Below are 24,532 nucleotides of genomic sequence, written 5' to 3'. Positions count from 1 at the left end.
CGCCCGGGTGGGCTAGCGCGGCCGCTTGGCGGCCACCACCACCAGGTTGCTGACCAGCAGCTCCCGCAGCACGGGAACCCGAACGACCCACCACGCCCAGCGCGGGTGATAGCGCGGGAACACCGCCAGGATCTCGATGTCGTCCGGTACCGCCGCGGCCCAGCGCACGCCCTCGGCCGCGCTGACCGCGAACAGCGAACGCCCGAAACGGTTCTTCGGCTCCCGCCCGTGCTTGCGGCGATACCGCCGGGCCGCGTACTCCCCGCCCAGGTAGTGCCACGGCCCGGTCTCGTGTCCGCCGAACGGGCCGTGCCACACCGTGTACGAAAACACCATGAGGCCACCGGGTTTCGTCACCCGCAGCATCTCGGCCGCCATCAGCCACGGCTGCGGCACGTGCTCGGCCACATTCGAGGAGACGCACACCTCCACCGCGTCGTCGCGGAACGGCAAGGCCATTCCCGACCCGCGCACCGCGCCCGCGACCCGCAATCCGGCGGCGTGCATTTCCGAGGGGTCCGGCTCGACCGGGAGATAGCGCGCGCCCGCGCGCCCGAACTCGTCCGCGAAGTAGCCGGGCCCGCCGCCCACGTCCAGCACCACGGTGCCGCGCAGCGACTGCCCGGTCAGATCCCGGTAGAAGTCCGACACCAGCTCGGCCGTATCGGTGGCCACACCGCCGTAGAACACGGCGGGATCGGTCTGCTCGAACCGGAAGCTGCCCAGCAGCCGCAGCGAGCGTCGCAGCGTTGCCCGGCGGGCGAATCGCGGACGGCGCACGGTGGTCTGCTCAGCTCGAAGCACGGCGGCAAGTCTCTCACGCGGAGAATCGCGGGCAATCGCAGGTCGGATCGGCACTGCCGGCCCGAGACCGGTCGGCTCGCTATATTGTGGAGCCCATTGTCTGTCCGTCCCCCGACCGTGCCCCTGGAGAATCGCCCGTGCGTGAAGTGCTGCTGCTGTGCTGGCGCGACACCGGGCATCCGCAGGGCGGCGGGAGTGAGCGGTACCTGGAGCAGGTCGGCGCGCAGCTGGCCGCGCGCGGCGTGAAGGTGACGCTGCGGACCGCCGGATATCCGGGGGCGGCGCGGCGGGAATCGGTCGATGGGATCGAGATCAGTCGCGGCGGCGGGCGTTTCACCGTGTACCCGCGGGCGCTGGCCGCCATCGCGCTCGGGCGGGTCGGACTCGGACCGCTGCGGGGGCTGCGGCCTGACGCGGTCATCGACACCCAGAACGGGATCCCCTTCTTCGCGCGCACCGTGAGCGCCGCGCCGACCGTGGTGCTGGTGCATCACGGGCATCGGGAGCAGTGGCCGGTGGCCGGGAAGCTGGTCGGCCGGATCGGGTGGTGGATCGAATCGCGGCTCTCGCCGCGCGTGCACCGGGGCGACCAGTACCTCACGGTGTCGCTGCCCTCCGCCGAGGAGCTCACCGCGCTCGGCGTGGACGCGCCGCGGATCGCGGTGGTGCGCAATGGCGCGGAGCCCATCCCCGAATGCGTGCCCGCCGGTGACGAATCCGCCCGCACCCCGCATCCGAGCATCGTGGTGCTCTCACGGCTGGTGCCGCACAAGCAGATCGAGGACGCCATGGCGGCGGTCGCCGGACTGCGCGACAGCATCCCCGGCCTGCACCTGGACGTGGTCGGCGGCGGCTGGTGGGACGAGAACCTGCGCGCGCACGCCCGCGAGCTCGGCATCGCCGACGCGGTCACCTTCCACGGGCACGTCGACGAGGACGAGAAGCACCGCCTGCTGGCCCGCGCCTGGGTGCACGTGCTGCCCTCCCGCAAGGAGGGCTGGGGACTGGCCGTCATCGAAGCCGCCCAGCACGGGGTGCCGACCGTCGGGTACCGGAGTTCACGGGGCCTCACCGATTCGGTCGTGGACGGCGTCACCGGGCTCCTGGTCGACGACTCCGCCCAGCTCACCGCGGCCGTCGGGGAACTGCTCCGCGACAGCGAGGCCCGCACCGTGCTGGGGGAGAAGGCGCGGGCGCGGGCGCGTGAATTCTCCTGGGAGCAAACCGGAAACGGCGTCTACGAGGTGCTGTCGGCCGTGACCCGCGGCGAGCGGGTGAGCGGGCTGATCGCGCCCGCGCGCGTCTGATTCGCCGAAGTCCCGGCGCGACGCCGTGATGATTCCTAGCATCGAGGCATGTGGATCATCGTCGTCATCGCACTAATCAGCGTTGTCGTGATCGCTGCGGGATTCGCGCTCGGATTCCCGAAGGACTGACCCGCGCCGCACCGAAAGGACTGCGGCGGTGAGGAATCCGCCGGTCAGCAGTGCGGCCCACAGCAGGTGCGCGGCCCCGGCGATCCGGCGGCTGCTCGCGGAAGCCTCGTGCGTGGCGATCTCACCGGGCACCTTGTACAGCTGCACATCTCGATCCGCGTAGACCGGAGTCAGCTGAGCGAGAACGGTTTTCGAGTCACCCATCGGCCCCGGCGTACCACCCTCGACCAGCACCCATCCAACGCCGAGGCCCGCCAGCTCGCGCACGGACCCACCGTGCAGCAGCAGGCTCTCCACCTTCCGGGCCCGTGCGCCCTCACCGGCCACACTGCCGCCGCGCACCGGAAGTTCCCCGGTCTGCAGCACATCTCGCGGCAGCATGCGCGGCGCGGGATCCAGTACGGGTGCGCTCCCCGAATACCGGAACTTGCGGAACATCCCGCCCGGCAGCACCGCGACATCGCCGGGCGCGCCCACCTCGGCCGCCACTTGTCGCCACCCATCCGGATAGTGCACCGGCCGCAACGCGCCCCCGACACCCCACACCATATCCGGCAGGGTCAGGAACAGGATCGCGAGGAAAAGCGCTGCGGCACCGCCGGTTCGGGCCCGCCCGGGCGGGTCGCTCGCTTCGTCCGCGACCATGCGGGAGATCCAGCGCCCCACCACCAGGCACCCCGCCGCCGCGCACAACGCGTACGCCGGAACCGCCAGCGCCACGTACTTCTGGGTATCCCGCAGCAGCCCGGTCCCCGGCACCTCACGCACCAGGAACTCGCCCGCCGACAGCCCCCATCCGGTCGCGCCGAGCGCGGGCAACACGATCGCCGTGAGCCCCAGCCACACCAGTCGGCGACGAACGATGAGTCCGTGGTCGGTCCCCGTATTCGGTACAGCCGCAGCCTCTTCCGGGACTCGGCTCACCACCGCACGCACGCCGGTCGCCACCAGGGCGAGCAACAGCAGCGTCCCGACCAGGGCGAAAAAGGTGGTGCGTGAGCCGGGAACAGCCGTGCCGTTCCAGATGCCGCCCAATCCGGCGAGGCTGCCCAGGGTGCCGAGCCAGGGTTCCGCGCGGGCCGCGAAGGCCGCGACGCCCGCCGGATCGGAGGGCTCCGCGGCGGCGCCGGAGAGCACGGTCGCGGTGAGCCACGGGGCAGCGGAGATGATCCAGAGCACCACCGCGCCGGCCAGATTCCGGCGGCCCACCAGCATGAGCGTCAACGCGCCGGCGAGCAGGGATCCGGTGGGCGTGAGTCCCGCCGCGGCCAGGCAGCCCGCCAACCCGGCCCACCCGCCCACGGAGCTGAGGCGTCGGGTGTGGGGTGAGGTGATGCCCGCGATTGGTTGTGCCGGGTCCGAGCCCGCGCGTAACCGCCAGGCGAGCAGGGCGATCCAGGGCAGCGCGGCGTAGCCGGTGAGCAGGCTCCAATGTCCTTGGAGCAGCCGTTCGGCCACGTACGGGTTCCAGACGGCGATGGTCGTCGCGACCAGCTGCGGGCCCAGCGAGACCCGCAACAGGTCGCGGGCCAGGACCGCCGCGCCCCAGCCGGACAGCCAGAGGGCCGACAGGAGAATCGCTTTGACGATCAGTCCGCCGTCGACGACCGGGGACAGGGTGGCGATCAGCGCGTCCTGCGGTACCGCGCGGGGTGCGGCGTCACCGAGTCCGAGCGCGGAGTCGGTGAGATACGAGCGAGGGGTGCTGACGGCGTCGCGCAGGAGCAGGTAGCCGGGGCCGAGCAGCGGGCCCAGGACGATCACGGACAGCAGCAGGCTGTACCCGGCCGGGATCAGCCCGCGCCACCGCCGTTCTCCGCCCACCGCGTTCACACCGGCACCCTACGTTCCGGTCGGCCCGAGATCGGGGACCCGCGAAGGGGTCTCGTCGCGGGCCGTGCGCAGGGTGACCGCTGTCAGGACCAGTGTGGTGACGGCCGCGGTGACCGTGGCGATGAGGATCAGCGTGAGCACCGAGTGGGCGCAGGTGAGCATGACCGTCACCCCGACGCCCAGCCCGATCCAGGTGATCGCCGCGGGTGCGGTGCGGTCGGCCGCGATCGCCGACAACAGCACCGCTTGCAGCACCGCCAGCAGGGCGCCGTCGAGCGCGAACAGCCACAGCAGCCCTTGGATCGGCGCGTAGTCGCGTCCCGCGAACAAGGGGGCGAGCGGGGCGGCCAGCGCGGCGCCGAGCACCGTGACCGCGCCGATCCCCATCAGCACCGCCAGCGCGGACCGCATGGCGCGCGCGGAGTGCTTGGGCTGCGCCATCTGTGGATACAGCACCACGCCGACGGCCTGTGGCAGCCAGAACGCGATCTTGGCCGCGATCGCACCCAGCGCGTACCGCCCGGCATCGTTCTCGCTGAGCACGATTCGCGAGATGAGCAGATCGGCCGACGACAACGCCATCAACGCCGCCTGCACCTGCGCCGCCCGGAAGACCGGAACCACCCCGAGCGCCAGATCACGTGCGCCGACGGGAACGCTGACCGTGTCGGCCACACGTCGCGCCGCGACGGCCGCGGTCGCGGCTCCGGCGGCGCCCGCCCACAGCGCGGGCGCGGGGCCGCCGCCGACCGCGAGCGCGATCAGCGCCGGAGTCACCCGCAGGATCGCCGCGCCGCCCAGCACCCAGGCCAGCGGCCGGAATCGGCTGCCACCCTGGAGAATCCCTTGTTCGCCCGCGAGCAGGACCAGCAGGGGAGCGGAGCAGAGCGCGCCGGCCGCGGCCACGACACTCACCTTCAACACGAGGGCGACGATCGGCACCAGCACGACCGCGGCAGCCGCGACCAGGGCGGCGCAGCGCAGCGCGAGTGTGCGCACGGCCGTCGCGGGTGCGCCGCGCACCACTTCGCGCGCCACCACGTTCTGCAAGGCCAGCGCGGGCACGGCGCACAGCACCTGGATCGCCAGCAGGCTCGCGAAGGAGCTGTATCCCGCCACTCCCAGCCAGCGGCTGGCGAGCAATTGCAGCAGATACCCCGCGACATTCGCGGTCATCGCCCCCGCCGTCACCAAGGTCAGGTCCTTGACCACGGGCAGACGGCGTACAACAGACACGCCCGCAATGCTCCCATCCGGGGTCCGGCCCCCGGCCCGCCACCCCGCGCAACCCGGACGGGTGTCCGCGAACGACAGCGGCCCAGCACCTGCGAAAGGTGCTGGGCCGCCGGGAACGGGTGCCGTCAGGGGCGCTTGTTCATGTCGATCTGCTGGGTCGGCGCGTCGAACGAGGGAGCCGGGCCGCCCGCGGGGGCGGGGACGCGGCGGGCCGGGGTCCGGCCGTCGCCGCTCTTGCCGAGCAGGCCGAGCACGATGCCGGCGATCAGGAACAGCAGGCCGAGGCCGCCCAGGATGATCGGCAGGGTGCGACCGTAGAGCGACAGCTTGTCGATGTTCTCCTTGGCCACCGAGATCTGCGACTCGATGGTGTTCTCGTCGAACACCAGGGTCGACTTGAGCGCGGTCACCTCGGGCTTGTCACCGGAGCGGGCGTAGAACAGGTGAATCTGCTCCTGGCCCTTGATGACGGTGCCGGTGTCCGGCTCGACCCACAGGTCGCGGACGTTGGTGTAGTAGCGCGCCATGGTGACGTCGCCGTCGCCTTCCACGCCCCACTTGGCGGCGGGCAGGGTCAGCTTGTTGGTCGGCGAGTTCGCGACGGTGGACAGGTCGGTGACCGGCGCCGTCATCTGGAAGTGGTAGACCTTCAGGCTGTTGATCTCGGTTTCCTCGACGAACGGGGCGTCGTAGGTCTTGCGAGTGTTGAGGTCGAAGTACGGGTACGTCTTCTTCTCGGTGCCGATCGGGAAGCGGTACTGCAGACCGGTGTGCTGCACCGGGTCCATGACCGACTCGCCCTTCTTGTCGACCGTCACGGCGATCGCGCCGTTCGGGCCGCCGTCGACCGACTCCACCGGCTCACCGGTCTTGCGGTCCACGGTCACGCGGTCGATGCTCGCGGTCAGCAGGCCGGTGTCGCCCTGCTTGTCCGTGCGGCGCAGGGTCTGACCGGCCTGAATGGTCATTTCCGAAGCGTCGGACGGGTTTTCGACGGTGAGGAAGCGCTGCGAGACGAGCGGGACGTTCTGGTCCACCTTCGCCGAGCCGGTCGTCGAAGTCAGCGACTTCGAGTCCAGCACCTCACTGGGCGCCCCGGTCTGCGGGTTGGTCGCGACGGTCGTGATCTCCAGATCCAACGGCGTCTTCGCGAGGCGGCTGACCGTGTAGGTGGGGATCATGATGGCAGCGACGAGCAGCATCGCGCCGAGCCCCACGAGTACGCAGGCAACCGTCCTTCTGGTACCGGCACTGAGTGCCATGCAGGTTCTCCTCGTCGTCGAACGCGTGTTTCTTCCAGTACTGCGGTCGCCGCGCAGCACTCGTGAGCCCAGACACTAACAGTCCGAGCGGTCCCTGAGTGCGGCCGAGGCAGGAAAACACCCCGAAACGCCCCCAAGTCAAAAGCCGGATGATCCGCGGAACACCCGCAAGGCACACTGGGACCCGATGACGACGACCACCCTCACCACCGCGGAGACGCCCGACCTGGACCCGGCGCCGGTCCGTCCGGGCCGCTTCGTTCCCGCACTCGAGGGCATGCGCGCGCTCGCCGCCCTGGGGGTCGTGCTCACCCACGTCGCCTTCCAGACCGGCGCCACCGGACAGCCGGTGCTCGGCCGGGTGTGGGAGCGCTTCGATCTCGCGGTCGCGGTGTTCTTCGCGCTGTCCGGATTCCTGCTGTGGCGGCCGCACGCCGCGGCGGCCCGCGGGCACGGGGTGGCACCGAGCGCCGGACGTTATCTGCTGCATCGCGCGGCCCGCATCCTGCCCGCCTACTGGGTGGTCGTGTGCGCGGTGCTGATCCTGCTGCCGAGCGCGGCGCACACCGCCGGACTGCGGGTGTGGCTGTCGAATCTCGGCCTGCTGCAGGTGTTCGTGCCGTTCACGCTGACCGACGGGCTCACCCAGATGTGGAGTCTCTCGGTGGAGGTCGCCTTCTATCTGGTGCTGCCGCTGCTGGCGTTCGCGCTGGTGTGGTTGCGCGGGCAGCGGGCGCGACTGCGGGTGCCGGTGGTGCTCGGCCTCGCGGTGATCGGTCTCGGCTGGAACTTCCTGCCCGTCCCCACCCCCGACGGCATCCACTCCGACAACTGGCTGCCCGGCTACCTGCCCTGGTTCGCGGTCGGCATGCTGCTCGCCGAACTCGCCGACCAGCCCGCGCCGACCTGGCGGCGGGTGGCGGGCAACCGCTGGCTGATGTGGCCGCTCGCCGTGGCGGCCATGGTCCTGGCGACCACCGACCTGGCCGGGCCGCGCGGACTGGTGCACGGGCAGCCCTGGCAGTACGCCGCCAAGATGGCGCTCGGCGCGATCGTCGGCTTCGGGCTGATCGCCCCGCTGGTGCTGCGGCCGGACCTGCCGCACCGCTTGCTGGAGAGCCGGGTCGCGGCCACCCTCGGCCGCTGGTCCTACGGCATCTTCATCTGGCACCTCGCGGTGCTGTCGATCGTGTTCCCGGTGTTCGGCGTGGTGCCGTTCCGCGGGCATTTCGTGGTGGTCTACGTCTTGACCGTCGTCTTCACGCTGCCCCTGGCCGCCGCCAGTTTCGCCCTCGTCGAGGAGCCGGTACGGCAGTGGACGCGCCGCCGCTTCGGCTGAGCGGCAGCGTGATTCAGCGGCGCGGCGGCAGGGCCGCGATCCCGACCGCGATGATCGCGACCAGCGCCGGGAACTGCACCCAGAGCGAACCGCCGACATAGCCCTCGAACGAGCGCCACGGTCCGGTGGACAGCGCGGCCGCGCACACGGCGGTGCCGCCGCCCGCGAGCGCGATCAGGATGCGCGACCAGCCTCGCGGCCGCAGATGAGCGCCGATCAGGCCGAACACGGTGAGCACCAGCGCGACCGGGCCCGCGATCAGACCGGCCCCGGCGGCCAGGCCGAGCCCGGCGAGGGTCCGGCTGCGCCAGGCGCGCGGCGGCGGGCCGTCCGTGCCAACCGGCGACCGCGCGCCCCGGAAGGCCAGCGCCAGCAAGGGAATCAGCAGTACCAGGCCGCCGAAGATGGCTACCCGGTACCAGCGGTCGGTGGGGAAGGACACGGTGATCGGGCCGTGCGCGCCGGCCGGCACCAGCCACGCCTGCTGCCAGCCGTTGATCACCACGGGTTTCAGCGCGGTGCCGTCGGCCGTCGTGGCCTGCCAGCCGACATTCGTCGACAGCGGCAGCACCAGCACCTGCGTGCCGGTCGCCTCGTTCGTCTCCGTCGCGGCGGGCAGGGCAGGGGTGCGGTCGAGGCGCAGCTCGTCGACGGTGAACAGCTCGGTCGGCGCGACCGCGACATCCACGCGCCCGGAGGGGAATTCGAAGGAGTGGTCCTCCGACGCGCCGCCGCCGTTGTCGTCGACCCCGCACACGGTGGCGGGCAGCGGTGCGCCGGAACGCAATTCGGCCGCGGTCCCGGTGACCGTGGTGTGCAGGGTGCGACCGGCGGCCACGATGGTGGGCCCGTGCGCGCAGTCGACGGTGATGGGCCGATTCGGATCGGCGGGCGCCGGATAGTCCGGGCCGAGCACGGTCACCTCGGCCAGGCCCGGCGGCTGCTCCTGCGCGAAACCCAGTGCGGTGCGGTCCAGCACGCCGTCCCAGCTCTGCAGCGAGATCTCGATGCGGCTGGTGACGGTCGGGTACAGCTCCAGGCGGGTGGTGCTGCCGGAGTCCGGCTTCACCTCCCGCACCTGGGGGCCGTCGCCCAGGTTCACGGTGACGGCGGTCGGGTGCGCGGGGAGATCGCCGCGCGAGGGCGTCACGGTCAGCCCGGTCACCAGGGTGGGGGCCGGAAGTTCGATGGTGAGCGTGGGTTTGGGCCCGGCCGGATTGCGCACCGTGGTCTCGGGCGCGGTCCAGCTGGTGAGCGGGTCGCCGTCGGTGGCGGCGAGCGCGGAGCCGCGCGGGTCCGCGACATCGGCCCGGCCGCGGGCGATGGGCCGGTCCGGATCGGTGAGCAGGGCCTCCAGGGCCGGGCCGGGCCGGGTGTGCACGATCAGGTCCGGGGCCACGGTGACGGGTTCCGGCACCTGGAGGGTGCGCTCGAACAGGCTCGGTTCCTCGGCGGCCAGCGCCAGGCCCTTGCTGCAGCGGATCCGGTCGGGGGAGTCGAAACAGGCGCTGCGGCCGGGGAATTCCTGTCCCAGGTCCCAGCCCGCGACGGTGGCGCCGGCGGGGGCGGGCGGGAGCACGGTGCGATGCCGGATGTCCACGGTGACCGGGTTCTCGCGGTCGGCGTAGTCGGACAGGCTCAGTTCGGCGATCCCGAACTGTCCACCGGCGCTGCCGTCCTCGGTGTGCACGGCGGTGATCTTGATCCAGTCGGTGCGGCCCGGCGGCAGCGAGATCGACACGGGTGCACCGGGTTCGGTGACGCGGCCCGCGACGGTGCCCTTGGCGGTCTCGACCTCGACCCATTTGATCGGGCTGCCGATGGCGGCCGCACTGGTGGTCAGCCGCAGCACCGCCGAACTCACCGGCTTGTCCAGGTCGAGTCGAAGCCATTGGCCGACAGCGTGTTCGGCGCCATTGCTGATCCACGCGGTGGCCGGGTCGCCGTCCACCGCGGCGGCGGTGGAGCTGCCGGGCGCGGCGCCGCCCAGCTGGGTGGCGTCGCCCGCGGCGCTGGAGGCGGTGACGGTCGCGCCGGACCATTCGCCCTCCACCAGAGGTGCGCCGGGCACCGCGTAGTCGGGGACCAGATTGTGGGTGCGGCGGGCGTCGCCGGGGGCGCGCAGCGCCGAGTTGTGGTTGTCGACGCGCCCGAAGTCGGCTTCGCGGTCCATCGGGGTGTCGGTGATGGTGACGCCGTGCTGCGGCAGTCCGGCGGTGTTCGCGTCGGCGGACAGCAGGACCGGTCCGGCGGGCACGGCCGGATTGCGCCGCAATCGTTCCACGACTTCCGGTCCGCCCTGCACGACCGGGAGATTCGCGAGCGGAACGGTGAACGCGCCCGGGAACGAATTCGGCGCGCCCACGCCGCTGCGCACGCTGGTGGGCGTGCCGGGCGCGGGCACCTCGACGCGGTAGATCTCGACGGCCGGGTAGCCGGGCCGCAGATCCCCGTCGGAGACCAGGCCCTCCACCTTGCCGGTCTCGATGGGATCCCCGAATTCGGTGACCTTCCGGATCCCCGGCGACCCTTCGATGGCGCGGTGCGCCAGCATCGGCCGGGTCGAGCGCGAGGTCTCCGGGTCGAGGTCGTTGCGCAGCACCAGGACTCCGATGCCCTGTCCGGCCAGCGTGGCCGCCAGCCCCGCCGACGGCCGTCCGTCGGCGATGAGCCGCTGCACCGAATCCATGGCGCGGATCGCACCGGGCGGGTTGAGCGGCACCGCGTCGCGCACCGCCCACGGGGTGCTCGCCAGCGCCTGCATCGGCTCGTCGCGGGTCAGGCCCCACACCTGCGAGGCGAACGGCGCGCCCGGCACGATCAGTGCGCGGGTGTCGGAGGCGTTGTGCGCCAGCCAGTCCGCCGTCTGCCGCCAGTAGGCCGGGACCTCGTCGTAGCTGCCGCGCGGTGCGAGCTTGCCGGTCCAGGCCAGCGAGGTGGACAGGGCCAGCGCGGTCAGGATGAGCGCGCCCACCGCCACCATGCGATCGCGTTCCGGATGCGCGAACGCCCTGCGCCACACCGGCATCGGCACCGAGGCGGGCAGCGGGACCCGGGCCAGCAGGTGCGCCAGCCCGAGCACCAGCGGTAGTCGGATCAGCGGTTCCAGCTTGTGCACGTTCCGCAGGGGCGCGCCGCCGGAGTCCAGGAACAGGCGCACCTGTTCGGCGAACGGCCCGCCCAGCGCGCCCGCGTAGCCCGCGCAGATGCCGGTGAGGCCGACGATCAGGATCAGCACCAGCCGACCGCGATTCGGCATGGCCCGCATGGCCAGACCGGCCATGCCCGCCGCCGCCAGCAGCCCCGTGGCCAGCACCGCCGCGGGCTGGGTGACCAGCACCGCGCCCGCGATGCGCTCCGGCGATACGAACGGCGTCCAGCTGTCGGTGCCGCGCAGCACCTCGCCGAGCGAGGCCCACTGCGTGGTCACGCCCGAGGACTCGATGTAGTCCAGGAACGGCGGACTCACCTTGCCCAGCAACAACAGTGGCACCACCCACCAGAAGGTGCCCAGCGCCAGCAGCGGGATCCAGGCGCGGGTGAACCGCCACCACGCCCGATTCGGCTTGTAGGACAACCACCACAGGGCCGCGGGCAGGAAGGCCGCCGCCGTGGCCACCGCGTTGACCGAACCCATCAGGGCGAGCGCGAGGGCACTGCCCGCGGGCGTCGCCATCCCGCGCTTCGGTGGTTCGGAGTTCCGGTCCCGCCGCATCGCCACCCCCAGCGCGGCCGGGGCCAGCAGCACCCACGGGGCCAGCATCATCGGCAGCGTCTCCGAGGAGATGGAGCCGAGGGTGGTGAGCACGCGCGGCGACAGCGCGAACGCGACCGCGGCGATCACCCGCGAACCGCGGCTGCCGATGCCGAGGGTCTCGCAGAGCCGGACGATGCCCCAGAATCCGGCGAGCAGCAGCAGCGCCCACCAGATGCGCTGGGTCGCCCAGGCGGGGAGCCCGAGCACGTGCCCGAGCGAGAAGAACGCCCCGTGCGGGAAGAAGTAGCCGTACGCCTGGTTCTGCACCTGGCCCATCGGGGCCTGGCTACTCCACAGATGCGAGGCGCGGAACAGGAAGCCGAGCGGATTCTGCGCCAGGTCGTACTTGGTGTCGGCGACGGTTTGCCCGGGGGCCTGCAGAAAGGTCAGCAGGAATGCTGCGATGACGCTGCCGAGCAGCCAGCGGCGGCCCAGCGGCGCGGTAGTCGGCGACCGGTCCTCGTCCGGACCGGTCGCGGACTGTGAGTCTTCGGTGTGGTCTGGTTCGGAGGTCGTCCGGTCAGCGCGAGCCGTACTCAACGTTGTTCAGCAGCGACGACGAGGCGTCACCGCTGCGGTCGATATCGGGCCGCTTGTCCTGCGAGGCCGCCATTGTGATGACCAGGACCGCCGCCAGGCCGACGAGGGCCCCACCGACAGCACTCGCTGCACCAGGAACGGCAAACTTCATCGCGGTACTCCCAACATCGGACGCATGCGTAACCCGGCCAACCTAGCAGGTTTTGCGCGGCGGGATTCGCGACGCTCGGTTACTCCGGAATCGCACCGCCCGGTTGGTCCGGAATCGCGCAGCCCGGTTACTCCGGAATCGCACAGCTCAGTCCGCCCAGGAAGGTGCGGAGTTTGGCGGTGGTCTCGTGGAGTTCGGCGACCGGGTCGGAGGCCGCGACGATGCCGCCGCCGGCGGAAGCGCGCAGGGTGCGGGCGTCGGCGGCGAGTTCGGCGCAGCGGATCGCCACGAACCAGTCGCCGTCGCCGGCGGCGTCGCACCAGCCGACCGCGCCGCCGTAGAAACCGCGGTCGCCCTCGAGCGCCGCGATGGCGTCCAGGGCCAGATCGGTGGGGGTGCCGCAGACCGCGGGAGTGGGATGCAGCAGAACGGCCAGGTCCAGGGCGGTGATGGCCGGGTCGCGCAGGACGCCGCGGATGGGGGTGGCCAGGTGCCAGACCTCGGGGGTGGAGAGCAGTTCGGGGGCGTCGGGAATGGATAGCTCGGAGCAGACGGGGGTCAGCAGCTCCCGGATCCAATCGATCACGTAGGCGTGCTCGTCGCGATTCTTGGTGCTGGCCAGCAAATCCCGGGCTTGCTCGGCGTCGGCGGCCGGATCGGCGAGCCGGGGCAGCGTGCCCGCCAGCGGGCGCAGGGTGACGGCGCGGCCGTGCCGCGACACCAGGGTTTCCGGAGTAGCGCCGAGGAGAGTGTCGCCCGGCCGTCCGGCGGCGGTCAGGTCGACGGCGTAGACGGCGGCGCGCGGATGCCTGGTGACCAGGTGGGCCGCGATCACCTCGGGTTCCAGCGGGGCCTCCGCCGCCACCCGCAGCGCGCGGGCGGCCACCACCTTGCGCAGCGGCTGCGCCGGATCGCCCAGTTGCTCGACCAGTTTCGTGACCCGCGCGACATGGTCTGCGGCACTCGGTATTTCGGCGACGACCCGCACTTCGGGCAGGTCCGGCAGGGCGGCGGGCCGCCACGGACCGGCGGTGTGGAGGGCCTGCTCGGGGGCGGTCAGCGCGGCCCGCCCGCGCGGATCGAAGGGCAGCGCGCCCACGATCAGCTCGGCCGCGGCGGACCGTAGCGCCGTGCTCGCGGCCGCCGCCGAGTCGAACGCGGCCCGGGTGCCGGAGGTGCGCAGCACACCGTCCGGGGTCGCGAGCAGAAATCCGTCCATGATGGATCGACGATAGCCCCGCGCCCGCGCGCTCGAGCCCCGGGAGCGACGCATCTCTCACCCCGCCGTCGGCGTGGTGAGACGGATCACCCTGCGGCCCAGCATCTTTCCCGCAAGCGGTGCGATCCGGCCCGCGAGCGGGGCGCCGACCAGGGCCGGAGCCTCACCGACCGGCGGGTTTCTCGTCGGGTTCGCGGCCCGGCGGCACCATCAGCACCGGCCGGTGGCAGTGCTTGAGCACGGCGTCGGCGACGCTGGAGTGCATGAGGGCGCGGATGCCGGTGGCCCCGCGGGTGCCCGCCACGATGATGTCCACATCCAGCTCGTCGGCGGTCTCGACGATGGCGGTCCAGATGGTGGTGCTGCACTCCACGGTGCGCGCCTCAGCATTGAGACCGGCCAGTTTGGCCAGCCGCACGCCTTCGGCATTGATATTCCGGGCGTCCACGAGCGCGACGTCCTCTATTTCGTCGTCGGTCATCCACTCCGGCTGCATCACTCCGGACAGCCCCGACAGCCGCGCGGCCTGTCGCACCATCGGCTCCCACGCCGTCAGCACCACGGCCCGATTCGCGGCCAGGAACCGTCCCGCGTATTCGACGGCCCGCCGGGCGTTCTCGGAGCCGTCGTAGGCGATCAGCATCAAATCGCAGGGCATGACGAACCTCCTGGTAGGAACGCCTCTCTGTCCTCCCGAGGCTACCCCTCGGGCCCGCTGTCCAGTGGACTTGGCAAGACCCGGCACGTCGCAAGTTCTCCACAGTTTGCGAACGATTCACCCAAAGCGGTGGTGCGATGGGGGGTACGGGTTTTCACTGAAATTGTCGGCGGTCGCCGACGATCGACATCGCCGTCGTTGGAGCAGGGCCCGAACGAGGGGTGGATTGTGCGGTTGGACGAGCTGACGACCCCGCAGGAGTGGGCGCGTGTGTACCGCTCCCTGTTCGGTCTCCCCCACGTGCACGTGACCACCCCCGGCTTCGTAGTGCTACCGCTCAACGACACCATCGCGGCGTTGAACACCCCGGAACCCTTGGGGGGCTTGATCCTTCGCGAGATGATGGAGCGCGGCACACCCGGCCCGGTGCTGGTGCGCGACAAGCCGTCGCGCCGCACCTTCCTCGCGGTCTTCGACGGCTACCCCGCCGACGACCTGCTGGAGCTGCTGGAGCGCAACAGCGTCGACATCGGCCCGCACCGCAGTAATGTCATCCTGCCCACCGGATTCGGGCGGCACACCCACGAGGGTCGCTGGTGGGCGCGCGAGCCCCGGCGCGACGAATCGCTGCCGCTGCTCTCCGAGGTGGTCACGGCCACCCGCGCGGTGCTGTGACCGCTGCGGTATCGAGGTGACGATCGAGGCGGCCATGTTCGGCCATCATGAGGCCGACCCCCGTGCCCTGCTGTATTACGAGTGGTGTCAGCGCGCCGAATCCGGTTACGCCGTGGACGACTTCGAGGAAGAAGTGCACGAGCTGGCGAACGCCGACCGACCGGTTCCCGCGGCCTGCTGGCGGCTGCTGGACAAGATCGAACACGCGCCCCGGCTACCGGATTGGCCGTACACGGAGTGGGCCGACGCGCCGCACCCCGGCAATCCGGCCGGGAGCGAGCAGGATTCGGCCGGAACGCTGCCGGAACCGGAACTGCTGGATCGCCTGCACGGCGGCTGGCTCGGCCGCCACGCCGCTCGTTCCCGCGCCGCCACCGAAATCGACTACGCGGTGCTCGGCCTGCACCTGCTGGAACGCCGCGGCCTCGACTTCAGCCCCGACGACGTCGCGGCCGAATGGCTCGAGCGCCTGCCGTTCCTGTGGACCTACACCGCCGAACGGGTCGCCTACCGCAATCTCATCGACGGCTTCGCCCCACCCGACACCGCCACCTACCGAAACCCGTACCGGGAGTGGGTCGGCGCCCTCGCCCGCGCCGACATCCACGGCTACACCCACCCCGGCCACCCCCGCCGGGCTGCCGACGCGGCCGCCCGCGACGCCTCGATCTCCCACACGGGCAACGGTTTATGGGCCGCCATGTGGTCGGCCGCCCTGATCGCCGCCGCCTTCACCGACCACGTCCCGGCCTCGGCGCTGACCACCGCCGCGGCCGTGGTCCCGGCCCGTTCCCGCCTCGCCGTGGCCCTGGCCGAGGTGCTCGCCGACCACGCTCGCGGCGACACCTGGGAGCGGGTGGTGACCGCCGTCCACGCCCGCCACGACCACTACAACCGGGTGCACGCCATCGGCAACGCCTGCCTGATCGCGGCCGGATTGCTCTGGGGCGGCGGCGATTTCGACCGGACCGTCACCCTGACCGTCCAGGGCGGCTGGGACACCGACTCGAACAGCGCGACCGCCGGCTCGGTGGCGGGCATCCTGACCGGGGCCGCCGCGCTCGCCGCCACCGACGGGAACGGTCTCGCCGATCTGGCCGGCCGCACGCGAAACCTGCTCGTATAGACCCGGATACGAGAAAGGCGGTGCGATCCGAGGACTCGGACCGCACCGCCTTCGCGGGGGTGACGCGGCGTCGGCTAGCGCTCGACGATGGCGACGACGCCCTGGCCGCCGGCGGCGCAGATGGAGACCAGCGCGCGGCCGCCACCCTTCTCCGCCAGCTGCTTGGCGGTCTGGGCGATGATGCGGCCGCCGGTGGCGGCGAACGGGTGGCCCGCGGCGAGCGAGGAGCCGTTCACGTTCAGCTTGGAGCGGTCGATCTTGCCGAGCGCGCCGTCCAGGCCCAGGCGCTCCTTGCAGTACTGGTCCGACTCCCACGCCTGCAGGGTGGCGAGCACCACGGAGGCGAAGGCCTCGTGGATCTCGTAGTAGTCGAAGTCCTGCAGGGTCAGGCCGTTGCGGGCCAGCATGCGCGGTACCGCGTAGGTGGGGGCCATGAGCAGGCCGTCGGGGCCGTGGATGTAGTCCACCGCGGCGACCTCGGAGTCCACCAGGTAGGCCAGCGGGGAGAGGTTGCGCGCGGCCGCCCACTCCTCGGAGCCCAGCAGCACCGCGGACGCGCCGTCGGTGAGCGGGGTGGAGTTGCCGGCGGTCATGGTGGCGTCGCCCAGCTTGGTGCCGAAGACCGGCTTCAGGGTGGCGAGCTTCTCCAGGGTGGAGCCCGGACGCAGGTTGTCGTCGCGGGTCAGGCCCAGGAACGGGGTGATCAGGTCGTCCATGAAGCCGCGGTCGTAGGCGGCGGCCATGTTCTTGTGCGACAGGTAGGCCAGCTCGTCCTGCGCCTCGCGGGAGATGCCGAACTCCTTCGCGGTGATGGCGGCGTGGTCACCCATGGACAGGCCGGTGCGCGGCTCGGCGTTGCGCGGGATCTCGATGCCGACCATGGACGGGCGCAGGCGGCCGACCAGCTTCACGTAGTCGGAGTTCTTCTTGGCGCGGTTGGCGTCGAGCATCCACTCGCGCATACCCTCGCTGACGCCGATCGGCGCGTCGGAGGTGGTGTCGGTGCCGCCGCCGATACCGTTCTCGATGCGGCCCAGGGCGATGCCGTCGGCGACGGTGACGATGGACTGCAGGCCGGTGCCACAGGCGAGCTGCAAGTCGTGGGCCGAGGTGTAAGGCGACAGGGTCGAGCCCAGCACGCTCTCGCGGATCATGCCGTGTTCGCCGACGCGCTTGAGCACCGCGCCGCCGACGACCATGCCCAGGCGCTCGCCCTGCAGGCCGAAGCGGGAGACCAGGCCGTTCAGGGTGGCGGTGAACATGTCCTGGTTGGAGGCGTGGGCGTACTTGCCGTCGGACCGCGCGAACGGGATGCGGTTACCGCCGAGGATGGCAACCGGGCGGGCCTGCTTGGTGTTCTTGGCCGCGGCCTTCGCCGAACGGGCTTTGGTGGTCACTCGAGTCTCCAGTGTCTCGTCGGTGGGAGGTTTCCGCACGCGCAGCCCCGGGGGGTGCGCGTCAGTCGGTTTACATTAAACTTACTCTGGAGTAAGTTCATTGTCGACACCGTACCCCGCAGATGTGCGCTATGCCGCTTCCCGCGGACCTAGACAAGGAGAAGGTAGGAAACGTGGCTGCCAGCAAGAGCAAGGGCGCTCCCAACCTCTACGGATCTTTCGTTCACTCCGCCCCCGGCGCGTTCCTGGCCTCGAAGCTGGGCCTGCCGCAGCCGGAGACGCTGCGCCGCTACAAGGCGGGCGAAGCCGCCCTCCCCGGCCCCGTGCTGCTCGGCGGCAAGGGCCGCGCCGCGGACGCCGTGCGAAACCTGCTGGGCGACTACACCTTCGTCGACGCCGTCACCCCGGGCGTGAAGTTCGGCGCGCTGGTGTTCGACGCCACCGGTATCCGCACCATCGAAGAGCTGCAGCAGCTGTTCGAGTTCTTCCAGCCCGCCATGCGCAGCATCGCCCCCTCGGGCCGCGTGCTGGTCATCGGCACCACCCCCGAGCTGGCCGGTTCGGTCGACGGCCAGATCGCGCAGCGCGCGCTCGAGGGCTTCACCCGCTCGGTCGGCAAGGAGCTGCTGCGCGGCGCCACCGCCAACCTCGTGTACCTGCACCCCGAAGCCGCCACCGCCGCAACGGGTCTGGAGTCCACCCTGCGCTTCGTGCTGTCGGGCAAGTCGGCCTTCGTCGACGGCCAGGTCTTCCGGGTCGGCTCCGACGACGCCGTCGCCCCCGCCTCCTGGGACAAGCCGCTGGAGGGCAAGGTGGCCGTGGTCACCGGCGCCGCCCGCGGTATCGGCGCCACCATCGCCGAGGTCTTCGCCCGGGACGGCGCGACCGTGATCGTCGCCGACATCCCGGCCGCCGGTGAGGCGCTGTCCGAGACCGCCAACAAGGTCGGCGCCACCGCCCTCGCGCTGGACGTCACCGCCGCCGACGCCGCCGAGAAGCTGGCCGCCTTCGCCACCGAGCGTTTCGGCGGCATCGACATCGTCGTCCACAACGCCGGCATCACCCGCGACAAGCTGCTCGCCAATATGGACGAGGGCCGCTGGAACTCGGTCATCAACGTGAACCTGGCCGCGCCGCACCGCATCACCGAGGGCCTGGTCGCCGCGGGCGCGCTGCGCGCCGGCGGCCGCGTCATCGACGTGTCCTCCATCGCCGGCATCGCCGGTAACCGCGGTCAGACCAACTACGGCGCCTCCAAGGCCGGTGTCATCGGCATGGTGAACGCCGAGGCCCCGAAGCTGGCCGAGAAGGGCATCACCATCAACGCGGTGGCCCCCGGCTTCATCGAGACCGCCATGACCGCCGCCATCCCGCTGGCCACCCGCGAGGGCGGCCGCCTGCTGTCCTCCCTGCTGCAGGGTGGTCAGACCGTGGACGTCGCCGAGACCATCGCCTACTTCGCCTCCCCGGCCTCGAACGCGGTGAACGGCAACATCGTTCGCGTCTGCGGCCAGGCCATGATCGGAGCATGATGTCGCAGACCATCACTCTGTCCGAGGTGCCGAAGAACGGTGGCCTGTTCGTCAAGGCCGCCCTCGGCGCGCTGCCGGTGCCCGGACTCTCGGCCCGCAAGCCGACCCTGCCCGATCGCAGCGTCCGGCTGGAGGGCTTCCGGGTGAACCCGGACCACCTGGCCGCCTACTGCCGGGCCACCGGGCTGCGCTTCAGCGACTCGCTGCCGCTGACCTACCCGTTCGTGCTCAGCTTCCCGCTGGCCATGCAGCTGGTCGTCGCGCGGGACTTCCCGTTCGTGGCGGTCGGCGCGGTGCACGCGGAGAACGTCATCGAGCGCACCCGTCCCATCTCGGTCGCCGAGCCGCTGGACTTCGACACCCACATCGAGAACCTGCGTGAGCACCCGAAGGGCCTGCTCGTGGACGCCGTCACCGAGGTGAGTGTCGGTCGTGAGCTGGTGTGGCGGCAGGTCACCACCTTCCTGCACCAGCAGCGCACCTCGCTGTCCGGCGGCCCCAAGCCGGAGCCGAAGCCGGACGAGGTGCCGCCCGCGCCGCTGCGCACGCTGCGGGTCGATCCGAAGATGATCAACCGCTACGCCGCCGCGTCGGGTGACCACAACCCGATCCACACCTCCGCGCTGGGCGCCAAGGCCTTTGGATTCCCGAAGCCGATCGCGCACGGCATGTGGTCGGCGGCCGCCATTCTCGGGTCCATCGAGGGCCGGGTTCCGGACCGGACCACCTACTCGGTGAAGTTCGGCAAGCCGATCCTGCTGCCGTCCACCGTGAACGTGTACGCCGACCAGGCGTCCGGTGGGTGGGACTTGTCCTTGAAGCACCCGAAGAAGGGCTATCCACACCTCACCGCTACGCTGCGCTGAGTACGAGCCTGACACCCGAGGTTTCGGGCGGAGCCGTGATCACACGGCCCGCCCGACGGGGGTGAAGAGCCGCACGTTGTCTCGGATACCGGATGTCGCCACGCAGGGGTTTCTACATCCGGTACGAAACAGCGTGCGGCTCTTGCCATTTCGTGGGACGGACACCGATCCGGCGTCAGCAGCCACAATCGCAACCGCAGTCGCAGCAGTCGCAGTCACAGTCGCAGCAGTCCCCGCAACCGTCACAGCCGTCGCAACCGCAATTCCCGCAGCCGTCGCAGCAGTTCATCCACGGCTCCTTGCGGCGGCCGCTGCACGGGCTGGTGTGCTCGGCGCAGCACGCGTACCCGGTGCAGTACTGGGTGCAGATGATGCCGAGACCTTCGAGCAGGTTCGGCTTCTCGCGCAGGTCATCCGAACCCGGCCGCTGCGTGAAGGTCGCCACCGGCAGCGACGCTGTCTGGGTGCGGCACGCACCCGTGGCGCAGGTGTGGACGACGCCTGCGGCCCGGCCGAGCCGCTTGACCACACTGCCCAGCGGATCGAGCAGCGCCCAGCGGACCGTCGCGGTCCGGTCCAGGGCGACCCGGGTCAGGGCCGCGCGCAAGAGCGAATTCGATTCGGCCACCAGGGCATGCGCCTGCTCCGGCGTGGTTCCGGTGGCGGACAGCGGATTGAAACGCCCCTCGGCCCGGTCGGCGTCGAGATCCTCGAGCGCGTCCGCGAGATGGGCGATCCGGCCGAAATGCCATCCGGCTTCGCGCAGCGCGCCGGCGTTCTCGGGGCGATCGGCCAGGATCGCGGTGTGCGCGAACAGCGCCGCGGCGCAGACCTGGGTCGGCTCGGTCAGTTCCGCCAGCGAGCTGCCGGGCGAGTTCTCCAGGCGCAGCTGCGATTCGATGGCCGCGATCAGGGGTTCCACATCCAGGCCCAGCGGCGCGGCGGCCGAGCGGGCCCGGGCGTGCCAGCGGGTGGAGACGCGGGTCAGCGGCCGGCGGGCCAGCCGGTGGGCGTCACCGTCGTCCACGTGATCGCGAATCTTGGCCGCGCCCAGCAGCAGTGACGCGGTGGCGGCCAGCCGGACCCCGGGCGCGTCCGCGGCGAGCACCTCGGCCCGGCGCATACCGCGCAGCGGGCACGGGCCCGCGGCCGTACGTGCCGAAGGCAGCGATTGCTGTGCCTCGGTGAGGATCTCGAGCACGATGGCGTCGGTATTGGTGGCCGCGCGGGCCAGCTGGCCGTGCCCGTCGCGCAAGCCCAGGCACAGACCGCACATGTGCGCCTGCCACGCCGAGGGGTCGATTCCGTGCCGTGCCGCACTGTGCGCGCACGGCTTCAGCAAGCCGAACAAGATGTCCCCGCTCCCCGGCCGGAAGGGCCGTCCTGCAACACGATCGCAGCGAACTGTGGCAGGCGCGCGCCGGGACGGCAAGTCCGGCGGGCCGCACCGGTTCAGGCGGGCTCGGCCCGCTTCTTGCTGCCGGACAGACCTCGCCAGGCCAGATCGTCGAGCAGGTTCACGGCCACGTCCATGTCGATCTGCCCGCTGGCGACCCGGTCGGCGATGGCCTCGCCCGCGCCGATCACCGCCACCGACACCACCTCGAAATTGGTGCCCGGCTCGGCGTACTTGGCGCTGGACTCCAGCAGTTTCGCGGTGAGCTCGATGATCCGGTCGCGGCTGTTGGCGATCTCGGTGGCGAACGGCTGCTGGCCGAGCGCCTGCCGGTAGAGGACCTGCCAGGACAGCCGGTTCTGGTCCACGTAGGCGAGGAACGCCTCCAGGCCCGCGCGCAGCTGCTCGTGCGGGGTGAGCTTGGGGTTGCCCGCGACCGCGACCGCTTCGATGAACCGCGCGCTCTCGCGCAGGATGCAGGCGCGGAAGAGTTCGTCCTTGGAGCCGTAGTAGAGGTACAGCATCGGCTTGGAGATCTTCGCCTCGGCGGCGATCGCGTCCATCGAGGTGTCGTGGTAGCCCTTGCGCGAGAAGACCTCCACGGCGGCGTCGAGCATCTGCTGCTCGCGCACCGCGCGAGGAAGCCGTTTCGTTCCGCCTGCCATTCACTCTCCTCGGACCGGACAGTCGGCGCTCATCGCAAGCGCCGAAGCCCTTATCTTACTCCATGGTAAGTTCCGCCAGTGTGAATTGCCGGTGATTCGCCATGCCTGGACGGCGGCGTCGGAGCCGATCTCAGCAGTGCGGCGCGGAGCCCTTGAACTTTGCCATGCGCAAGACCGAGGCATCCACCTGGGATCCCGGTAAGCGGCCACTGTTCACCGCCGCCACGAGCCGGTCCAGCACCTTCGGCACCGCGTCCGTGGTGATCCACAGGGCATTGTCGGCCCCCGCGATCAGGGCGGCCTCCACCGCGTCCTCGATGCTCATCCGGCTGGTGATCGCGGCCATGCCGCCCAAGTCGTCGGTGAAGATGACGCCCTCGAAGGGTGCTGCGCCGTAACCCGTGCCCTGACGCAGCAGCGCCATCGCCTGCGGGCTGATACTGGCCGGCACATTCGCGGTGGTCAGACCCGGCACATCCAGGTGCCCGACCATCACGGCGGCGCCCGAATCCACCAGATTGCGGAACGGGACCAGGTCCGTGGTCTGCATCTGATCCAGCGGCGGCGTCCGCACCGCGCCGGTGTGCGAGTCGCCCGAACCCGAGCCGTGACCCGGGAAATGCTTGATCAGACTGCCCAGCCCGGCGTCCTTCATGGCCCGGATCTGCGCGCCCGCGTACTGCGTCACCACATCCGGATCGTCGGAGAAGGAGCGGTCGCCGATCACCGAGTCGTCGGGCTGCGCGCTCACATCGGTGTCCGGCGCGAAGTCCACGGTCACGCCCAGCGCCCGCAGCTGCTTCGCCCGGTCCAGGCTGAAGGTGTAGAACTCGTCGGGGCTCATGGTCTGGGCGATCACCCGGGCCGAGGGCGCGGGCCCGATCAGGTCCTTGGCCCGCGAGACCCGGCCGCCCTCCTCGTCGATGGTCACCATGAGCGGGGTCCGCGACGCCTGCTGAACGGCGTCGACCTGATGCTGGGCCAGCATGGCCTTGTCGGTCCAGCTGCCGATGAAGATGCCGCCGATCTGCTCGTTCCGCACCACGTTCTCGGCGTCGGCCTCACCGGTCACGCCGACGGTCAGCAGCTGCGCGAGCTTCTGCCGCAGGGTGAACTCCGAGAGGTACCCGGCCGCGCAGTCCTGCTTGCCCGTCGTCGTCGGCGGCGGCGCGACGGCGCTGCTGCTCGGCGCCGCGCTACCGCTGGTCGGCGCGGCGTCGGTGGAGTCCTTCCCACCCGAACAGGCGGTCAGGGCGAGGGCGGTTACCGCGACAACGATCCCCGGTGCAAGGCGCATGCTTCGACGGTAGCTCCTCCGCCTCCCCGAGACTTCAGCGGACGGCTGAGAGCCGTCTGCCGTTCGCACCCGTGCCGGCGGCTGGGAGCCGAGCCGATTCCCGACGTACCCGGCGAGTTACCCCCAAACTCGCGAAATCTGTTGTCGCCTTTCGTATCCCACTTACCGCTCCGGCAGCTCGTGATGCCCGCCGAAGGCCTGGCGCATGGCCGACAGCGTCTTGTCCGCGAACAGGGCTTCGCCGCGGGAGGCGAAACGCTGGAACAGGGCCGCCGACAGCACCGGCGCGGGCACGCCCTCGTCGATGGCGGCGTCCACGGTCCAGCGGCCCTCCCCGGAGTCGGAGACCCGGCCGCCGAAGGAATCGAGATTCGGGTCGGCGTACAACTCGGCGGCGGTGAGGTCGAGCAGCCAGGACGCCACCACCGATCCGCGCCGCCACACCTCGGCCACCTCGGGGATATCGATGTCGTAGCGGTAGTACTCGGGATGTTCGAGCGGCGTGACTTCCGCGGAATGCTCGTCGTCCTGTTCGCTGCCGACATTCGCTTTGTGCAGGATATTGAGGCCCTCGGCATAGGCGGCCATCGCGCCGTATTCGATCCCGTTGTGCACCATCTTCACGAAATGCCCCGCACCCGCCGGGCCGCAGTGCAGATAGCCCTGCTCGGCCTGGGACGGGGTGCCGCTGCGGCCGGGTGTGCGGGGCGCGGCGTCGACGCCGGGGGCGATGGATCTCAGCAGCGGATCCAGGTGCGCGACGGGTTCCGGTTCGCCGCCGATCATCAGGCAGAAGCCGCGCTCGAGACCGAACACGCCGCCCGAGGTGCCGATGTCGACGTAGTGAATCCCCTTGGGCCGCAGCTTGTTCGCGCGGGCGATGTCCTCGTGGTAGCGGCTGTTGCCGCCGTCGATGATGATGTCGCCGGGCTCCAGCAGCTCGGCGACATCATCGATGACCGTGCCCGTCGCGCCGGCGGGGATCATCACCCACACCACGCGTGGGGTGTCGAGCATGGCCACGAATTCCTGAAGTTCGGTACTGCCCTGGAACTTGTCGCCGAGTTCCCCCGCGAGTTCCTCGATGTGCCCGGGCTTGCGTTCATATCCGACCGCGGTATGCCCGTCGCGCACGATCCGGCGCACGATATTCGCGCCCATCCGCCCGAGCCCGATCATCCCCAGCTGCATAGGTCGCTCCTCCGCCTCTTTCGAGATCAGATGTTGCGTTCGCTATGACGACGATAGCCCTCTCCGGAAACTTTTCCCGATTCGTGAAATGGGTGTGTAACACCCTGGAACCGGTGTCGATAGAACGGGTGGCTCCGTGCTGTTGCCAGACC

General features: G+C 71.0%; 19 protein-coding genes. 6 read left to right on the top strand and 13 right to left on the bottom strand.

The features are described 5' to 3' along the window. Positions 1-12: 12 nt before the first annotated feature. On the bottom strand, positions 13-804 hold the full coding sequence (locus ACQP06_RS34390; protein WP_433669238.1) for a methyltransferase domain-containing protein: 792 nt from the start codon (positions 802-804) through the stop codon (positions 13-15). Positions 805-941: 137 nt separating this feature from the next. On the opposite strand from ACQP06_RS34390, the gene ACQP06_RS34385 reads away from it, so the two are divergent. Beyond that, on the top strand, positions 942-2,111 hold the full coding sequence (locus tag ACQP06_RS34385) for a glycosyltransferase family 4 protein (protein WP_433669236.1): 1,170 nt from the start codon (positions 942-944) through the stop codon (positions 2,109-2,111). 72 nt (positions 2,112-2,183) lie between these two features. Here ACQP06_RS34385 and ACQP06_RS34380 read toward each other — a convergent pair whose 3' ends face one another. The 3 genes from ACQP06_RS34380 to ACQP06_RS34370 all read right to left on the bottom strand — a co-directional run bounded on the left by ACQP06_RS34380 (position 2,184) and on the right by ACQP06_RS34370 (position 6,571). Beyond that, positions 2,184-4,073, bottom strand: coding sequence for a hypothetical protein (locus ACQP06_RS34380; protein ID WP_433669234.1), 1,890 nt, complete (start codon positions 4,071-4,073; stop codon positions 2,184-2,186). Between the two features lie 9 nt (positions 4,074-4,082). Further along, a complete protein-coding gene (locus ACQP06_RS34375; RefSeq protein ID WP_433673516.1) occupies positions 4,083-5,249 on the bottom strand; it encodes a polysaccharide biosynthesis protein in 1,167 nt (388 codons plus the stop codon). A gap of 185 nt (positions 5,250-5,434) precedes the next feature. After that, complete coding sequence (locus ACQP06_RS34370; RefSeq protein ID WP_433669232.1) at positions 5,435-6,571, bottom strand: DUF3068 domain-containing protein; 1,137 nt, start codon at positions 6,569-6,571, stop codon at positions 5,435-5,437. Between the two features lie 187 nt (positions 6,572-6,758). On the opposite strand from ACQP06_RS34370, the gene ACQP06_RS34365 reads away from it, so the two are divergent. Further along, positions 6,759-7,910: an acyltransferase family protein gene (locus ACQP06_RS34365; RefSeq protein ID WP_433669230.1), complete on the top strand. Its 1,152-nt coding sequence runs from the start codon at positions 6,759-6,761 to the stop codon at positions 7,908-7,910. A 13-nt stretch (positions 7,911-7,923) separates the two neighbouring features. Here the strand turns inward: ACQP06_RS34365 and ACQP06_RS34360 are convergent, their stop codons facing one another. From ACQP06_RS34360 to ACQP06_RS34345, 4 genes are all read right to left on the bottom strand, one after another. Further along, entirely contained in the window at positions 7,924-12,207 is a 4,284-nt protein-coding gene (locus ACQP06_RS34360) for an alpha-(1->3)-arabinofuranosyltransferase (protein ID WP_433669228.1), read from the bottom strand. Beyond that, positions 12,188-12,358 (bottom strand): DUF2613 domain-containing protein, encoded by a 171-nt coding sequence (locus ACQP06_RS34355; RefSeq protein ID WP_071812209.1) that lies wholly within the window; start codon positions 12,356-12,358, stop codon positions 12,188-12,190. Before ACQP06_RS34355 ends, ACQP06_RS34360 begins: the two co-directional genes overlap by 20 nt. A 127-nt stretch (positions 12,359-12,485) precedes the next feature. After that, positions 12,486-13,577 (bottom strand): isochorismate synthase, encoded by a 1,092-nt coding sequence (locus ACQP06_RS34350; protein ID WP_433669226.1) that lies wholly within the window; start codon positions 13,575-13,577, stop codon positions 12,486-12,488. A 163-nt stretch (positions 13,578-13,740) separates the two neighbouring features. Beyond that, positions 13,741-14,235, bottom strand: coding sequence for a universal stress protein (locus ACQP06_RS34345; protein ID WP_433669224.1), 495 nt, complete (start codon positions 14,233-14,235; stop codon positions 13,741-13,743). Positions 14,236-14,469: 234 nt separating this feature from the next. Between ACQP06_RS34345 and ACQP06_RS34340 the strand changes: the two genes are divergently transcribed. Beyond that, entirely contained in the window at positions 14,470-14,910 is a 441-nt protein-coding gene (locus tag ACQP06_RS34340) for a hypothetical protein (RefSeq protein ID WP_433669222.1), read from the top strand. A 16-nt stretch (positions 14,911-14,926) separates the two neighbouring features. After that, positions 14,927-16,036 carry an ADP-ribosylglycohydrolase family protein gene (locus ACQP06_RS34335; RefSeq protein ID WP_433669221.1) on the top strand — a complete coding sequence of 370 codons (1,110 nt, stop codon included), beginning with the start codon at positions 14,927-14,929 and terminating at the stop codon, positions 16,034-16,036. Positions 16,037-16,110: 74 nt separating this feature from the next. Here the strand turns inward: ACQP06_RS34335 and ACQP06_RS34330 are convergent, their stop codons facing one another. Then, on the bottom strand, positions 16,111-17,433 hold the full coding sequence (locus ACQP06_RS34330; protein WP_433669219.1) for an acetyl-CoA C-acetyltransferase: 1,323 nt from the start codon (positions 17,431-17,433) through the stop codon (positions 16,111-16,113). Positions 17,434-17,606: 173 nt separating this feature from the next. Here ACQP06_RS34330 and ACQP06_RS34325 point away from each other — a divergent pair, with 173 nt between their 5' ends. Continuing rightward, positions 17,607-18,965 (top strand): 3-oxoacyl-ACP reductase, encoded by a 1,359-nt coding sequence (locus ACQP06_RS34325; protein WP_433669217.1) that lies wholly within the window; start codon positions 17,607-17,609, stop codon positions 18,963-18,965. After that, positions 18,965-19,831: a MaoC/PaaZ C-terminal domain-containing protein gene (locus ACQP06_RS34320; protein ID WP_433673515.1), complete on the top strand. Its 867-nt coding sequence runs from the start codon at positions 18,965-18,967 to the stop codon at positions 19,829-19,831. The genes ACQP06_RS34325 and ACQP06_RS34320 overlap by 1 nt, the downstream gene beginning before the upstream one ends. Positions 19,832-20,006: 175 nt before the next feature. On the opposite strand, the gene ACQP06_RS34315 is transcribed toward ACQP06_RS34320, so the two are convergent. The 4 genes from ACQP06_RS34315 to gnd form a co-directional block, all read right to left on the bottom strand. Further along, on the bottom strand, positions 20,007-21,182 hold the full coding sequence (locus ACQP06_RS34315) for a DUF5685 family protein (RefSeq protein ID WP_433669216.1): 1,176 nt from the start codon (positions 21,180-21,182) through the stop codon (positions 20,007-20,009). Positions 21,183-21,283: 101 nt separating this feature from the next. Next, positions 21,284-21,892, bottom strand: coding sequence for a TetR/AcrR family transcriptional regulator (locus ACQP06_RS34310; RefSeq protein WP_379102574.1), 609 nt, complete (start codon positions 21,890-21,892; stop codon positions 21,284-21,286). Positions 21,893-22,022: 130 nt separating this feature from the next. After that, on the bottom strand, positions 22,023-23,189 hold the full coding sequence (locus tag ACQP06_RS34305) for a glycoside hydrolase family 3 N-terminal domain-containing protein (RefSeq protein ID WP_433669215.1): 1,167 nt from the start codon (positions 23,187-23,189) through the stop codon (positions 22,023-22,025). Positions 23,190-23,351: 162 nt separating this feature from the next. Continuing rightward, the gene (gene gnd / locus ACQP06_RS34300) at positions 23,352-24,380 is read right to left on the bottom strand and encodes a phosphogluconate dehydrogenase (NAD(+)-dependent, decarboxylating) (protein ID WP_433669213.1); all 1,029 of its coding nucleotides are present in this window, start codon (positions 24,378-24,380) and stop codon (positions 23,352-23,354) included. Positions 24,381-24,532: the final 152 nt, after the last annotated feature.

The organism is Nocardia sp. CA-136227, from assembly GCF_050955695.1.
Lineage (GTDB): Bacteria > Actinomycetota > Actinomycetes > Mycobacteriales > Mycobacteriaceae > Nocardia.
This window is presented reverse-complemented; position numbering and strand designations above follow the sequence as displayed.